This is a genomic window from Pseudomonas sp. CLCA07 (genome assembly GCF_053615335.1).
In genome coordinates this window covers 1994184-2009129 of the sequence record NZ_CM132131.1, presented here as the reverse complement: position 1 = coordinate 2009129, position 14946 = coordinate 1994184, and the positions used below count along the sequence as shown (strand labels likewise).

Below are 14946 nucleotides of genomic sequence, written 5' to 3'. Positions count from 1 at the left end.
GAGTGTCTCTGATCGCTTCTGACCACTTCCGCATCGTTGTCGGCCTCGGCAAGAGCGGCATGTCCCTGGTTCGCTTCCTGGCGAACCGGGGCACGTCGTTTGCTGTCGCCGATACGCGGGAAAATCCACCGGAACTGGCCGCGCTCAAGCGTGACTATCCGCACGTGGAAGTGCGTTGTGGCGAGCTGGACGTCGAGTTCCTGTGCCGTGCCGACGAGCTCTACGTGAGCCCTGGCCTGGCGCTGGCGACCCCGGCCCTGCAGGCTGCCGCTGCCCGTGGCGTGAAATTGTCCGGCGACATCGAGCTGTTCGCGCGTAACGCGAAGGCACCGATTGTCGCCATCAGCGGTTCCAACGCGAAAAGCACCGTCACTACCCTGGTCGGCGAGATGGCGGCCGCGGCGGGCAAGCGAGTTGCCGTCGGCGGCAACCTCGGTACGCCGGCACTGGACCTGCTTGGCGATGACATCGAGCTGTACGTGATGGAGTTGTCGAGTTTCCAGCTGGAAACCACCGATCAACTTAACGCCGAAGTGGCGACCGTGCTCAACGTCAGCGAAGACCACATGGACCGTTACAGCGGTCTGCCGGCCTATCATCTGGCCAAGCACCGTATCTTCCGTGGCGCCAAACAGTTTGTGGTCAACCGTCAGGACGCCCTGAGTCGTCCGCTGATGGGCGAGGGCCAGCCGTGCTGGACCTTCGGTTTGAGCAAGCCGGATTTCAAGGCCTTCGGTATCCGCGAAGAAGATGGCGAGAAGTACCTGGCCTTCGAATTCCAGAACCTGATGCCGGTGCGCGAGTTGAAAATCCGTGGTGCCCACAACCAATCCAATGCCTTGGCGGCCTTGGCGCTGGGCCACGCTGTCGGTCTGCCATTCGACGCCATGCTCACGGCCCTGCGCTCCTTCGCCGGGCTTGAACATCGTTGCCAGTGGGTTCGTGATCTGGATGGCGTCGGCTATTACAACGATTCCAAAGCCACTAACGTCGGCGCCGCACTGGCAGCCATTGAAGGCCTGGGCGCGGACATCGGCGGCAAGATCGTGCTCATCGCCGGCGGCGACGGCAAGGGTGCCGAGTTCAACGATCTGCGTGATCCGGTGGCAGCCAACTGCCGCGCCGTGATCCTGATGGGCCGTGATTCCGACAAGATCGGCCAGGCCATCGGCGCAGCCGTGCCACTGATTCGCGTCAGCTCGCTGGTTGAAGCCGTGGAGCAATGCCGCGCTGCTGCCGAACCAGGTGACGTAGTGCTGTTGTCACCTGCCTGCGCCAGTTTCGACATGTTCAAGAACTACGAAGACCGTGGTCACCAGTTCGTCCAAGCCGTGGAGGAACTGGTATGAGCCTGAAAAACATCATCAAGCCTTATCCGTCGCCAATCATTACCGGGCGCGGTATCGACCTCGATTTCCCGATGCTCGCCGGTTGCCTGGCATTGATCGGCCTGGGGCTGGTCATGATTGCATCGGCATCGACCGAAGTGGGGGCGGTGCAGTCGGGCAGTGCGCTGTATTACATGATTCGCCACCTTATTTACGTGGTGCTGGGCCTGGGTGCCTGCATCGTCACCATGATGATTCCGATTGCCACCTGGCAACGCCTTGGCTGGCTGATGCTGCTGGGTGCGTTCGGTTTGCTGGTGATGGTGATCGTTCCGGGGATCGGGCGTGAAGTGAACGGTTCGATGCGCTGGATCGGCTTCAGTTTCTTCAACGTCCAGCCTTCCGAGATCGCCAAGGTGTTCGTGGTGATCTACCTCGCCGGTTATCTGGTGCGTCGCCAGAAAGAAGTGCGTGAAAGCTGGATGGGCTTCTTCAAGCCGTTCATCGTGCTGCTGCCGATGGCAGGGCTGTTGCTGATGGAGCCGGACTTCGGTGCCACCGTCGTGATGATGGGGGCGGCGGCGGCGATGCTGTTCCTTGGCGGGGTCGGGCTGTTCCGGTTTTCCTTGATGGTGGTCCTGGCCGTCGCGGCGGTGGTGTTGTTGATTCAAGTGCAGCCGTATCGAATGGCGCGCCTGACCAACTTTGCCGATCCGTGGGCCGACCAGTTCGGTGCCGGCTATCAGTTGTCGCAAGCATTGATCGCGTTTGGTCGCGGCGAGTGGCTGGGCGTTGGCCTGGGCAACAGCGTGCAGAAACAGTTCTACCTGCCGGAAGCTCACACTGACTTCGTGTTCTCGGTACTGGCTGAAGAACTGGGTGCCGTGGGTTCGTTGTGCACCGTGGCGCTGTTCACCTTTGTCTGTATTCGTGGCATGTACATTGGTTATTGGGCCGAGAAGGCCAAGCAATTCTTCGCCGCCTACATCGCGTACGGCCTGTCGTTCCTGTGGATCGGTCAGTTCCTGATCAACATCGGCGTGAACGTCGGTCTGCTGCCGACCAAAGGCCTGACGCTGCCGTTCCTCAGTTATGGCGGCAGTTCGCTGGTGATTTGCGGTGCCTGTCTCGGCTTGTTGCTGCGCATAGAGTGGGAGAGTCGTACCCACCTGGGCAGTGAAGAGATGGAGTTCCATGAGAGCGACTTCGCCGAGGAGCCGACCCATGGGCGCTAACGTATTGATCATGGCGGGCGGCACAGGGGGCCACGTGTTCCCTGCGCTGGCCTGTGCTCGCGAATTCCAGGCCCGCGGTTACACCGTGCATTGGCTCGGAACGCCGCGTGGCATCGAGAACGATCTGGTGCCGATGGCCGGTATCGAGCTGCATCGAATCCACGCCAGCGGTCTGCGCGGCAAGGGCAAGCTGTCCTTGCTCAAGGCGCCGTTCATGTTGCTTAAATCCGTCTGGCAGGCGCGGGCGATCATTCGTCAGCTGCGGCCGGTGTGCGTGGTGGGCTTCGGTGGTTATGTGACTGGCCCTGGCGGTGTTGCCGCCAAACTGTCTGGAGTACCGGTGATCGTTCACGAACAAAACGCCGTGGCCGGTACCGCCAATCGGTTGCTGGTGCCGTTGGCCGCCCGGGTCTGTGAAGCGTTCCCCGACACCTTTACCCTGTCGGACAGCCGTCGGACCACCGGTAACCCGGTGCGCACCGAGCTGTTCCTCGAAACAGCGCGACCCGCCCTGGCTGGTCGCAAGGCGCGTTTGCTGATCCTGGGCGGAAGCCTGGGCGCAGAACCGTTGAACAAATTGCTGCCTGAAGCCCTGTCGCAAGTCGCCCCCGACCTGCGCCCGGAAGTGTTTCATCAGGCCGGAAAAAACCACGATGAAGTGACTGCAGAGCGCTATCGCGCGGCTGGCGTCGAGGCGCAAGTGCAGCCTTTCATCAAAGACATGGCCCAAGCCTATGGCTGGGCCGACCTGGTGGTGTGCCGCGCAGGCGCGCTGACCATCAGTGAACTGGCCGCCGCCGGTCTGCCTTCGATGCTGGTGCCTTTGCCCCACGCGATCGACGATCACCAGACCCGCAACGCCGATTATTTGGCCCGTGAAGGCGCTGCCTTCCTGATGCCGCAAAGAACGACTGGCGCAGCGGATCTTGCCGCTCGCCTGACAGAGGTCCTGATGCAACCACAACGACTCAACGATATGGCCACCGCGGCACGCCGCCTGGCCAAACCCGATGCCACCCGTAACGTGGTCGATACCTGTCTGGAGGTGGCCCATGGTTGAGAATCAGAAAGCCATGCCGCAACCGGAAATGCGCCGCATCCGTAAAATCCACTTCGTCGGTATCGGCGGCGTGGGCATGTGCGGTATCGCTGAAGTGTTGTTGAACCTGGGCTATGAAGTGTCCGGTTCCGACCTGAAAGCGTCGCCAGTGACCGAGCGCCTGGAGTCTTTCGGCGCGCAGATCTTTATCGGCCACCGCGCCGAGAACGCCGCGTCTGCCGATGTGCTGGTGGTGTCGAGCGCCGTCAACACCTCCAACCCGGAAGTCGCGACTGCGCTGGAGCGCCGTATTCCGGTGGTGCCGCGCGCCGAGATGCTGGCCGAACTGATGCGCTACCGTCACGGTATCGCGGTCGCCGGTACGCACGGTAAAACCACCACCACCAGCCTGATCGCTTCGGTGTTCGCGGCCGGTGGCCTGGACCCGACGTTCGTCATTGGTGGTCGTCTGAATGCCGCGGGCACCAATGCCCAGCTCGGCACCAGCCGTTACCTGATTGCCGAAGCCGACGAAAGCGACGCCAGTTTCCTGCACTTGCAGCCGCTGGTGGCCGTGGTCACCAACATCGACGCCGATCACATGGCGACCTACGACGGTGACTTCAACAAACTGAAGAAAACCTTCGTCGAGTTCCTTCACAACCTGCCGTTCTATGGGCTGGCCGTGATGTGCCTGGACGATCCGGTGGTGCGTGAAATCCTCCCGCAGGTCAAGCGCCCGACCGTCACTTACGGCTTCGGCGATGACTGCGACGTACGCGCCATCAATGTGCGTCAGCAAGGCATGCAGACTTTCTTCACGGTGCTGCGCCCTGATCGCGAGCCGCTGGATGTCTCGGTGAACATGCCGGGCAACCACAACGTATTGAACGCGCTGGCTACCATCTGCATCGCCACTGACGAAGGTGTCAGCGATGAAGCCATCGTCCAGGGACTGTCCGGGTTCCAGGGTGTCGGTCGTCGCTTCCAGGTCTACGGCGAACTGCCGGTCGAAGGCGGCAACGTGATGCTGGTCGATGACTACGGTCACCACCCGACCGAAGTCGCCGCGGTTATCAAAGCCGTGCGTGGTGGCTGGCCGGAACGCCGCCTGGTGATGGTTTACCAGCCGCACCGTTACAGCCGCACCCGCGACCTGTACGACGATTTCGTCAATGTACTGGCTGACGCCAACGTCCTGCTGTTGATGGAAGTCTATCCGGCTGGCGAAGAGCCGATCCCGGGCGCCGACAGCCGCAAGTTGTGCAACAGCATCCGTCAGCGCGGTCAGTTGGACCCGATCTATATCGAGCGCGGCGTCGACCTCGCGCCGCTGGTCAAGCCACTGCTGCGTGCCGGCGACATCCTGCTGTGCCAGGGCGCCGGTGATATCGGTGGCCTTGCACCCAAACTTTTGAACAGTCCGTTGTTCGCTGGCGCCGTTGCCGCGCCAAGCGTGGGGAAGTTGAAATGACTGCTGCTTACGCCAACCTCGTCTCCACTGTCGCGCCGAAAGACTTCGGCCGCGTTGCCGTGCTGTTCGGCGGCAAGAGTGCCGAGCGGGAAGTTTCCCTGAAGTCGGGTAACGCGGTCCTCGCAGCACTGCAAAGTGCCGGTGTGGACGCGTTCGGTCTCGACGTCGGCGATGACCTGTTGCAGCGTTTGCTCAACGAAAAGATCGACCGCGCCTTCATCATCCTCCACGGTCGTGGTGGCGAAGACGGCAGCATGCAAGGCCTGCTCGAATGCCTGGGCATTCCGTACACCGGCAGCGGCATTCTGGCTTCGGCGTTGGCCATGGACAAGCTGCGCACCAAACAGGTCTGGCACAGCCTGGGTATTCCGACGCCGCGTCACGCCGTATTGAGCAGCGAAGCCGATTGTATTTCGGCAGCGACGGAACTGGGCTTCCCTTTGATCGTCAAACCGGCGCATGAAGGTTCAAGTATCGGTATGGCCAAAGTGAGTTCCGCGTCCGAATTGATCGACGCCTGGAAAGCGGCCAGTACCTACGATTCGCAAGTGTTGGTCGAGCAATGGATTCATGGTCCGGAGTTCACCATCGCCACCCTGCGTGACCAGGTGTTGCCTCCGATTGCCCTGGGCACGACGCACAGCTTCTACGACTACGACGCCAAGTACATCGCCAACGATACCCAGTACCGCATTCCGTGCGGGCTGGACAGCACCAAGGAAAAGGAACTCATGGACCTCACGGCGAAAGCCTGCGAGGCGCTGGGTATCGCCGGTTGGGGCAGGGCAGACGTGATGCAGGACGCCGACGGGCAGTTCTGGTTCCTGGAAGTGAACACCGCACCGGGCATGACCGATCACAGCCTGGTGCCGATGGCGGCCCGTGCCGCCGGTCTGGATTTCCAGCAACTGGTTCTGGCCATTCTGGCAGCCAGTGTTGCCGGCAACACTGCCGGTAACCAAGAGTCGGCGAGAGGTTAAGACCATGCAAGGCGCATCGCTAAGACATCAGCCCCCTCCAGCACCCGGCCGCAAGCCGGTGCCACGGGGTGCCAGCCGAATGGTGGCCAAAGAGCCGATGTCGATGCGCCTGCCGAAAGCCAATTTTGGTTTTCTCAAAGCCTTGTTCTGGCCGGTGCTGTTGGTTGCGCTGGGGTTTGGTACTTACGAAGGCGCGCAGCGTTTGCTGCCTTACGCCGACCGGCCGATTACCAAGATCAACGTGCAGGGCGATTTGAGTTACATCAGCCAGCAAGCCGTGCAGCAGCGGATCGCCCCATACGTGGCGTCGAGCTTCTTCACCATCGACCTGGAGAGCATGCGTACCGAGCTTGAAACGATGCCATGGATCGCCCACGCCGAAGTGCGCCGGGTGTGGCCGGATCAAGTGGTGATCCGCCTGGAAGAACAACTGCCGGTGGCCCGTTGGGGCGATGAATCGCTGTTGAACAACCAGGGCCAGGCATTCACCCCGCGTGAGCTGGCGAACTACGAACACTTGCCACAGCTGTTCGGCCCACAACGGGCTCAACAGCAGGTGATGCAGCAATACCAGGTGCTGAGCCAGATGCTCAGGCCGCTGGGCTTCTCGATTGCACGCCTGGAATTGCGTGAACGCGGCAGCTGGTTCCTGACCACCGGCGCCGGCAGTGCCGGTCCCGGGATCGAACTGCTGCTGGGGCGGGGCAAGCTGGTGGAGAAGATGCGCCGTTTCATCGCCATCTATGACAAGACGCTTAAAGAACAGATTACGAACATTGCGCGCATCGATCTGCGCTACGCCAACGGCCTCGCTGTTGGCTGGCGGGAACCTGTAGCGCCCACGACAGCCCAACCCGCTGTCGCGAAGAATTAAGAAGAGGCAGGACCCATGGCAAACGTGCAAAGCGGCAAAATGATCGTCGGTCTCGATATCGGCACCTCCAAGGTGGTGGCGCTTGTCGGCGAGGTTGCGGACGACGGCACGCTCGAAATCGTCGGGATCGGTACCCATCCGTCCCGTGGCCTGAAGAAAGGCGTGGTGGTGAACATCGAATCCACCGTGCAGTCGATCCAGCGCGCCATCGAAGAAGCGCAGTTGATGGCCGGTTGCCGCATTCACTCGGCGTTTGTCGGCGTGGCCGGCAATCACATCCGCAGCCTGAACTCCCACGGCATCGTCGCCATTCGTGATCGCGAAGTCAGTCCGGCCGACCTTGAGCGCGTCCTCGACGCTGCCCAGGCTGTGGCGATCCCGGCGGACCAGCGCGTGCTGCACACCTTGCCGCAGGATTACGTGATCGATAACCAGGAAGGCGTCCGTGAGCCACTGGGCATGTCCGGTGTGCGTCTGGAAGCCAAGGTTCACGTGGTCACTTGCGCCGTCAACGCCGCACAGAACATTGAAAAATGCGTGCGTCGTTGTGGTCTGGAAATCGACGACATCATTCTCGAACAACTGGCTTCCGCCTATTCGGTCCTGACCGACGACGAGAAAGAGTTGGGCGTGTGCCTGGTAGACATCGGCGGTGGCACCACCGACATCGCCATCTTCACCGAAGGTGCGATCCGTCACACCGCCGTGATCCCGATTGCGGGCGATCAGGTGACCAACGACATCGCCATGGCGTTGCGCACCCCGACCCAGTACGCCGAAGAAATCAAGATCCGCTACGCCTGCGCCCTGGCCAAACTGGCCGGTGCCGGTGAAACCATCAAGGTCCCAAGCGTTGGCGACCGTCCACCGCGCGAGCTGTCCCGTCAGGCCCTGGCCGAAGTGGTCGAGCCGCGTTACGACGAGCTGTTCACGCTGATCCAGGCCGAACTGCGTCGCAGCGGTTACGAAGACCTGATCCCGGCCGGCATCGTGCTGACCGGTGGTACGGCGAAGATGGAAGGCGCCACTGAACTGGCCGAAGAGATTTTCCACATGCCGGTGCGCCTGGGCGTGCCGCATGGCGTCAAGGGCCTGGACGACGTGGTTCGCAACCCGATTTATTCCACAGGCGTTGGCCTGTTGATGTACGGCCTGCAAAAGCAGTCCGACGGGATTTCGTTCTCGGGTATCAGCAGCCGTGACAGCTACAGCAATGACGAACCGAAAGCCGCCTTGCTCGATCGCATCAAGAGCTGGGTACAAGGCAACTTCTAAAGATTTACCGCGGCACCGTTGTAGAAACAGGCAGTAGGCGAAAAAACTAGAGAATGTAAAGGAGAGGGAAAATGTTCGAACTCGTAGACAACATCCCCGCAAGCCCGGTTATTAAAGTTATCGGTGTTGGCGGTGGCGGCGGAAACGCTGTGAATCACATGGTCAAGAGCAACATTGAAGGCGTTGAATTCATCTGCGCCAACACTGATGCCCAGGCGCTGAAATCCATCGGCGCGCGGACCATCCTGCAACTGGGTACCGGTGTGACCAAAGGTCTTGGCGCCGGCGCCAACCCTGAAGTGGGTCGTCAGGCCGCTCTCGAAGACCGTGAGCGTATTGCCGAAGTCCTGCAGGGCACCAACATGGTGTTCATCACCACTGGCATGGGCGGCGGTACCGGTACCGGTGCGGCGCCAATCATTGCCGAAGTGGCCAAGGAAATGGGGATCCTCACCGTTGCGGTGGTGACTCGTCCGTTCCCGTTCGAAGGTCGCAAGCGCATGCAGATCGCCGACGAAGGCATCCGTCTGCTGTCTGAAAGCGTCGACTCGTTGATCACCATTCCCAACGAGAAACTGCTGACCATCCTTGGCAAGGACGCAAGCCTGCTGTCCGCATTCGCCAAGGCTGACGATGTGCTGGCCGGTGCCGTTCGCGGTATTTCCGACATCATCAAGCGTCCGGGCATGATCAACGTCGACTTCGCCGACGTACGTACCGTGATGAGCGAAATGGGCATGGCGATGATGGGCACTGGCTGCGCCAGCGGTCCGAACCGCGCGCGCGAGGCCACCGAAGCGGCCATTCGCAACCCATTGCTCGAAGACGTGAACCTGCAAGGTGCACGCGGCATCCTGGTGAACATCACCGCCGGTCCTGACCTGTCCCTGGGTGAGTACTCCGACGTGGGTAGCATCATTGAAGCCTTCGCCTCCGAGCACGCGATGGTCAAGGTCGGTACCGTTATCGATCCGGACATGCGCGATGAGTTGCACGTGACTGTGGTTGCTACTGGTCTGGGCGCTAAAATCGAGAAGCCTGTGAAGGTCATCGACAATACCGTTCACACCTCGATGACCTCCCAGCCGCAACAATCGGCTCCCGCTCGTCAGGAACAACCGGCGGTAAACTACCGTGACCTGGACCGTCCGACCGTCATGCGCAACCAGGCTCAGGCCGGTGCTGCGACTGCCGCGAAGATGAATCCGCAAGATGATCTGGACTACCTGGACATCCCGGCATTCCTGCGTCGTCAGGCTGATTGATGGAATGTATCAGGGCTATGAAGTTGATTGGTGTTCAGCAAAGGTCTGGTCTGCTATCATCGCCAGCCTTTGTTGATACCAGTTCGCAATTTGCGCTGAAGCGGCCCAAGCCATGATTAAACAACGCACACTGAAAAATATTATCCGTGCCACAGGTGTAGGCCTGCACTCCGGGGAGAAGGTATACCTGACCCTCAAGCCCGCGCCTATCGACACCGGCATTGTGTTTTGTCGTGCTGACCTCGATCCTGTGGTGCAGATACCTGCTCGCGCAGAAAACGTTGGCGAAACCACTATGTCGACCACGCTGGTCAACGGTGACGTCAAAGTGGACACGGTGGAGCACTTGCTCTCGGCCATGGCTGGCCTGGGCATCGATAACGCCTACGTCGAGCTCTCCGCGTCCGAAGTACCAATCATGGATGGTAGCGCTGGACCTTTCGTATTCCTGATTCAATCGGCCGGCCTGGAAGAACAGGACGCACCGAAGAAGTTCATCCGGATCCTGCGGGAAGTGACAGTGGAAGACGGCGACAAGCGCGCCACTTTCGTCCCTTTCGAAGGCTTCAAGGTGAGTTTCGAGATCGATTTCGATCACCCGGTTTTCCGTAACCGCACACAAAGTGCAAGCGTGGATTTTTCCAGCACTTCGTTCGTAAAAGAAGTCAGCCGCGCCCGTACCTTTGGTTTCATGAGTGACATCGAGTACCTGCGCAAGCACAACCTCGCACTCGGCGGCAGCGTTGAAAACGCTATTGTGGTCGACGCGGATGGTGTACTGAACGAAGACGGCCTTCGCTATGAAGACGAATTCGTGAAGCACAAGATCCTCGATGCAATTGGTGACCTCTACCTGCTGGGCAATAGCCTGATTGGTGAGTTCAAGGGCTTCAAGTCCGGACATGCATTGAACAACCAGCTGCTGCGCAAGTTGATTGAGCAGACAGATGCTTGGGAAGTCGTGACTTTCGAAGACGCCAGCACTGCACCGATCTCTTACATGCGTCCTGTCGCGGCCGTGTAAGCAAAAAACCTCTCTAGTTTTTAAGGGCTGCCTTCGGGTGGCCTTTTTTTATGTCCCCGGGAAAGTAATGCGATGTTCGTTCCGGCCCCATCGCGGGCAAGCCCAGCTCCCACAGGTTATGTGGGGTGACGCAGATTTAGGTACGACGCATTACTTGTGGGACCCGGGCTTGCCCGCGATGGGGCCCGCCGCCGCAACGCAGGATTCACTGCGCAGCCACCACCCGATTTCTCCCTCCTGCCTTGGCCTGATACAACGCCTTGTCCGCCGAAAACAGCAACTGCTCCAGACTCATTTCTTTCTCCGTCGTCCAGGTACTGATCCCGATACTGACAGTAATCGGCGTTTCAGCGCCCGCCACCAATGGCATCTGCAAGACCGCCCCCCGGATTTTTTCAGCAATCAGCCCGGCCCCCGCGCTGTCCGTTTCCGCCAGGATCACCGAAAACTCCTCTCCGCCATACCGCGCCACCAAATCTCCAGGCCGCCGGACATTGGCACTGATCACCTTGGCCACTGCCCGTAGCGCATCGTCGCCGCCCTTATGGCCATGGCGATCGTTGAACGCCTTGAAGTGGTCGGCGTCGATCATTAGTACCGACAGCGGCTTACCCGAACGTTGGGCGCGGAACCACTCATGGCGAAGGGTTTGATCCAGGGTCCGCCGGTTGGCGACGCCGGTCAGGGCATCGGTGGCAGCCAATAGCACCAGCTCCTGCTCGGCGTGATGGCGCAGGCGAAGCTCGCGGCATAGCAACCAGGTCAGCCAGAGCAGGCCGATGCACAGCACGCCGGTGGCACCGCTGATCACCACCGCCGTGCGTTTCCAGGTGGCGAACACTTCGTTGCCCGAGAGGGCGACGATAACCGTCAACGGCAGGTTGCCGACCCTCGAAAAAGTGTACAGGCGTTGTTGATGATCGACGCTCGACACGCTGTCGAAGCTGCCCGCGCCCTCTCGCAGGATGCGCTCGACATTGGGCCGACTGGCGAAGTTCTTGCCGATGGGGTCGTTGATCAGGTGAGGCTTTTGCGCCAGCAGAATGCCGTCGTCATTGAGGATGCTCAGGGTACTGTCGTTGCCGATGTCCAGGCTGTTGAATAATTGTTCAAAGTACGCGAGGCGCATCGATGCCACCGCCACGCCTAAAAACTCGCCACTGGACGAGGAAATGCGTCGGCTAAAACTGATACGCCACTCCTCGCTGTCGTCGCAGTCGCAGCGCGGCTTGAACGGACGGCTGATGAACATGCCTGTGTCACGGTTGAAAGCATGGGCGAGGAAATAGTCGCGGTCGGCGAAGTTACCGGGCTTGGGCTCGATCAGCGATGAGTCGGCAAGCACTTCACCGTGCTTGTCCAGCAACAGAATATCGCCCTTGAAGCGCGCCGTGGTGGAGCGGTCGAACAGCACCAGATGGCGTATCTGCGCCGAAACCTGTTTCAGGTCTTCCCGTTGCGAGGCCGCAATCAGACCTTGCAGGGTCAAGTCGTAGAGCTCGACGGTGCGCAACACGTCAGCGTCAATCAACTGCGCAATGGTCGTCGCGCTACGGGTGGCGGCCTGCTGGGCGTTGGCGTGTTCGCGAATCAGGAGGAAGCCAACGATGCTGAGAATCGCAATCACCGTCAGCGAACTGCCAAGCATCACCATCAGCTCAGGTCGACCGGTCTTGCCTGGAGGGGGAGGAGGGCGGCTCACGGGCATGGGCTGATGTCTGGTTGAGGCGCATAAAAAAGGCCAGCAAAACGCGCCGGCCTTTACTTGTTCAAGCTTAGAAGACATTGAGCGGGAACGCACTTGCGGTAGTCCCAATGAAAAAAAGCCGCTGATAGCAGCGGCTTTGAAGACAACTTTTCAAAGGGAAGAGCCGAGGAAAAGTGTCGAGGGAAACAGAGTCGTTCGATGAATCAGCTGTCTTTCTCAATCTGTGACTGGCTTGCAGAAATCGATGTTTGAGGGGGTTGCGCAGCGTCCAGAGCCTTAGCCGTCATTTCGCTCTGATACTGATCGTACGCTGTGGTGCGCGCGGCATTTTGCGTGACGAACGTCTGCGATTCTTCCGCCATGGCGAACGGAGACAGGAACAATGAGGACAAAACGAAAGCGCTGGCAATACCCTTGATGTTGGACATCTTTAAAACCTTCTTGCTTGGCAAGTGCTGTTTGGTGCGGGCAAAGATAAGGATCTTGGCCAATGGGAAACAGCGCCAATTGAAGAAAGGACTATTGCGGCAAAAGCAATAGTGGTTCGTAGACGGCAATCTTTTTTGTGGCGAGGGGGCTTGTCGGAACGCCGCCCCGCCCCGTTGGGCTGCGAAGCGGCCCCAAGTTCTTTGAGCGTTTGTGAAATCTTGCCAGTGCTGCGCACTGGGACGGGGGCAAGCCCCCTCGCCACAAGGGAATGAATCGGGTCAGACGGGAAGGTGAATCCCGAAAGTATTCATCCCGTGGTCACTGCGCACAAACACATCCCCGCCATGCATCAGGGCAATCGCTTTGACGATCGCCAGCCCCAACCCGTGATTGTTGCCGCTGTTGCTGCGCGACGCATCCACTCGATAAAACCGCTCAAACAGCCGCGGTAAATGCTCGCTGGGAATCGGTGATCCAGGGTTGGCGACGCCAATACTCACCTGATGCTCCTCGACCTCGATCCGCACCTGAATCACTTGCCCAGGCTCAGTGTGCTGCACCGCGTTGCTCAGCAAATTGATCAACGCCCGGCGCAGATGGGCGATTTCGATCCGCACCTGCGCATCACCGCTGACTTGCACCTGAACCTGCGCATCCTCAAGAATGAAATCCAGGTACTCCAGCGTCGTCGCCACTTCATCGGCGAGCGAGGTGGACGTCAGTTTGGTGGCCTTGCTGCCTTGATCGGCGCTGGCGAGGAACAGCATGTCGTTGATGATCGAGCGCAGTCGTTCCAGTTCTTCGAGGTTCGATTGCAGCACTTCAAAATAGTGTTCGGCGGAGCGCCCACGCGTCAGGGCGACCTGGGTTTGCCCGATCAGGTTGGTCAGCGGCGAACGCAACTCATGGGCGACGTCGGCGTTGAACGATTCCAGTCGCGAATACGCCTGTTCAACCCGCTCCAGCGTGGAGTTGAACGAATTGACGAACTGATTCAGTTCCGGCGGCAGCGACGATAATCGCAGTCGCCCGGAACGCAGCGGTGGCGCCAGGCGCTGGGCCTCCTGAGACAATTTGATCAAAGGCTTGAGACCAATGCGCGCCACCCAATACCCCAGCGCAGAAGCTAATAACACACCGACAATCGCCAGGCTGATCAATGCGATCAGCAAGTGATGCTGAGTCTCGAAAAATGTCTCGGTGTCGATGCCGATCATGAAGCGCAGCGGTGGGCGTTGATCCTTGGCCGGGAACTGGCTCACCAGTACTTTCAGCGGGTAGGGATGGTCCGGCAGCTGCAAGTCGCGCATCCCCAGGGACCCCTCGGCAAAGGCGCGAATCTGCGGTGTCGGGTCGCCGTATTCGTAGTTCGGATCACCACTGACGATCCAGAAACGGATGCGTTTGTCTTCTTCGCCAAGCAGCTTGAGCTTGTTGTTGATCTTCACCCAATGCTCGGGCGTGCCGTAACGGCCGACTGTAGATTCGAGCACGCTGTAGCGCGCATCCAGTTCGGCCTCGGGAAGCAAACCCAAGCCTTTATCGACCTGCTGATACAACGCCCAGCCGATCAACAAAAACACTAAAAGCGCCACCAGCGTAAACATCCCGCTCAGGCGAAGCGCGATGGAGTTACTGGACACCACGGCTCTCCAGCACATAACCCATGCCACGAATCGTGTGCAGCAGTTTCTCGTCGAACGGCCCGTCGAGCTTGGCCCGCAGGCGCTTGATCGCGACTTCGACGACGTTGGCGTCGCTGTCGAAATTGATGTCCCAGACCATCTCGGCAATCGCCGTTTTCGACAGGATTTCACCTTGCCGACGGGCCAGCACACTGAGCAGCGAAAACTCTTTGGCGGTCAGGTCCAGCCGTGTGCCGGCGCGTGTAGCCTTGCGGCTGATCAAATCTATCCACAGGTCGGCGATGCTCACTTGCACCGGTTCGTGCCCACCGCTACGCCGGGTCAGCGCCTGCAACCGCGCCACCAGTTCAAGGAAGGAAAAGGGCTTGCCAAGGTAATCGTCGGCACCGTCGCGAAGGCCCTTGATGCGGTCTTCGACGCGCTCGCGGGCGGTGAGCATGATCACCGGGGTTTGCTTGCGCGCACGCAATGCGCGCAACACGCCGAAGCCGTCGAGGCCCGGCAGCATGACGTCGAGGACGATCACCGCGTAGTCACTTTCCAGCGCCAGGTGCAGGCCTTCAACGCCGTCCCGCGCCACGTCCACGGTGTAACCCTGTTCCGTCAGGCCGCGGTGCAAATAGTCCGCGGTTTTTTCTTCGTCTTCGATAATCAGAACGCGCATGACCC

General features: G+C 59.9%; 13 protein-coding genes. 9 read left to right on the top strand and 4 right to left on the bottom strand.

The genetic code is table 11. The annotated features are described in order from the left end of the window. The first annotated feature begins 2 nt into the window (after positions 1-2). The 9 genes from murD (at position 3) to lpxC (ending at position 10494) form a co-directional block, all read left to right on the top strand. Complete coding sequence (gene murD / locus ACWGZX_RS09150) at positions 3-1349, top strand: UDP-N-acetylmuramoyl-L-alanine--D-glutamate ligase (RefSeq protein WP_452628107.1); 1347 nt, start codon at positions 3-5, stop codon at positions 1347-1349. Further along, the gene (gene ftsW / locus ACWGZX_RS09145) at positions 1346-2563 is read left to right on the top strand and encodes a putative lipid II flippase FtsW (protein WP_452628106.1); all 1218 of its coding nucleotides are present in this window, start codon (positions 1346-1348) and stop codon (positions 2561-2563) included. The genes murD and ftsW overlap by 4 nt, the downstream gene beginning before the upstream one ends. Further along, positions 2553-3623, top strand: coding sequence for an undecaprenyldiphospho-muramoylpentapeptide beta-N-acetylglucosaminyltransferase (gene murG / locus ACWGZX_RS09140; RefSeq protein ID WP_452628105.1), 1071 nt, complete (start codon positions 2553-2555; stop codon positions 3621-3623). Before ftsW ends, murG begins: the two co-directional genes overlap by 11 nt. Next, on the top strand, positions 3616-5076 hold the full coding sequence (gene murC / locus ACWGZX_RS09135; protein WP_452628104.1) for a UDP-N-acetylmuramate--L-alanine ligase: 1461 nt from the start codon (positions 3616-3618) through the stop codon (positions 5074-5076). Before murG ends, murC begins: the two co-directional genes overlap by 8 nt. Then, positions 5073-6056, top strand: a complete 984-nt coding sequence (locus ACWGZX_RS09130) for a D-alanine--D-alanine ligase (RefSeq protein WP_452628103.1) — start codon at positions 5073-5075, stop codon at positions 6054-6056. The genes murC and ACWGZX_RS09130 overlap by 4 nt, the downstream gene beginning before the upstream one ends. A 4-nt stretch (positions 6057-6060) precedes the next feature. Then, positions 6061-6930 (top strand): cell division protein FtsQ/DivIB, encoded by an 870-nt coding sequence (locus ACWGZX_RS09125; protein WP_007943484.1) that lies wholly within the window; start codon positions 6061-6063, stop codon positions 6928-6930. Between the two features lie 15 nt (positions 6931-6945). After that, positions 6946-8205: a cell division protein FtsA gene (gene ftsA / locus ACWGZX_RS09120; protein ID WP_223515261.1), complete on the top strand. Its 1260-nt coding sequence runs from the start codon at positions 6946-6948 to the stop codon at positions 8203-8205. Positions 8206-8276: 71 nt separating this feature from the next. Then, positions 8277-9470, top strand: coding sequence for a cell division protein FtsZ (ftsZ, locus tag ACWGZX_RS09115; RefSeq protein ID WP_452628102.1), 1194 nt, complete (start codon positions 8277-8279; stop codon positions 9468-9470). 112 nt (positions 9471-9582) lie between these two features. Continuing rightward, positions 9583-10494 (top strand): UDP-3-O-acyl-N-acetylglucosamine deacetylase, encoded by a 912-nt coding sequence (gene lpxC / locus ACWGZX_RS09110; protein WP_007943488.1) that lies wholly within the window; start codon positions 9583-9585, stop codon positions 10492-10494. 205 nt (positions 10495-10699) lie between these two features. Here lpxC and ACWGZX_RS09105 read toward each other — a convergent pair whose 3' ends face one another. From ACWGZX_RS09105 to ACWGZX_RS09090, 4 genes are all read right to left on the bottom strand, one after another. Next, positions 10700-12202: a diguanylate cyclase gene (locus ACWGZX_RS09105; protein ID WP_452628101.1), complete on the bottom strand. Its 1503-nt coding sequence runs from the start codon at positions 12200-12202 to the stop codon at positions 10700-10702. A gap of 203 nt (positions 12203-12405) precedes the next feature. Next, complete coding sequence (locus ACWGZX_RS09100; protein WP_452628100.1) at positions 12406-12630, bottom strand: hypothetical protein; 225 nt, start codon at positions 12628-12630, stop codon at positions 12406-12408. A gap of 279 nt (positions 12631-12909) precedes the next feature. Then, positions 12910-14274 (bottom strand): heavy metal sensor histidine kinase, encoded by a 1365-nt coding sequence (locus tag ACWGZX_RS09095; protein WP_452628099.1) that lies wholly within the window; start codon positions 14272-14274, stop codon positions 12910-12912. Beyond that, positions 14264-14941: a heavy metal response regulator transcription factor gene (locus ACWGZX_RS09090; protein ID WP_007943491.1), complete on the bottom strand. Its 678-nt coding sequence runs from the start codon at positions 14939-14941 to the stop codon at positions 14264-14266. Before ACWGZX_RS09090 ends, ACWGZX_RS09095 begins: the two co-directional genes overlap by 11 nt. Positions 14942-14946 lie beyond the last annotated feature (5 nt).

Coding starts and splice junctions, on each gene's coding strand:
- ftsW (WP_452628106.1), top strand. CDS start 1,346: ATGAGCCTGAAAAACATCATCAAGCCTTATCCGTCGCCAATCATTACC.
- murG (WP_452628105.1), top strand. CDS start 2,553: ATGGGCGCTAACGTATTGATCATGGCGGGCGGCACAGGGGGCCACGTG.
- murC (WP_452628104.1), top strand. CDS start 3,616: ATGGTTGAGAATCAGAAAGCCATGCCGCAACCGGAAATGCGCCGCATC.
- ACWGZX_RS09130 (WP_452628103.1), top strand. CDS start 5,073: ATGACTGCTGCTTACGCCAACCTCGTCTCCACTGTCGCGCCGAAAGAC.
- ACWGZX_RS09125 (WP_007943484.1), top strand. CDS start 6,061: ATGCAAGGCGCATCGCTAAGACATCAGCCCCCTCCAGCACCCGGCCGC.
- ftsA (WP_223515261.1), top strand. CDS start 6,946: ATGGCAAACGTGCAAAGCGGCAAAATGATCGTCGGTCTCGATATCGGC.
- ftsZ (WP_452628102.1), top strand. CDS start 8,277: ATGTTCGAACTCGTAGACAACATCCCCGCAAGCCCGGTTATTAAAGTT.
- lpxC (WP_007943488.1), top strand. CDS start 9,583: ATGATTAAACAACGCACACTGAAAAATATTATCCGTGCCACAGGTGTA.
- ACWGZX_RS09105 (WP_452628101.1), bottom strand. CDS start 12,202: ATGCCCGTGAGCCGCCCTCCTCCCCCTCCAGGCAAGACCGGTCGACCT.
- ACWGZX_RS09100 (WP_452628100.1), bottom strand. CDS start 12,630: ATGTCCAACATCAAGGGTATTGCCAGCGCTTTCGTTTTGTCCTCATTG.
- ACWGZX_RS09090 (WP_007943491.1), bottom strand. CDS start 14,941: ATGCGCGTTCTGATTATCGAAGACGAAGAAAAAACCGCGGACTATTTG.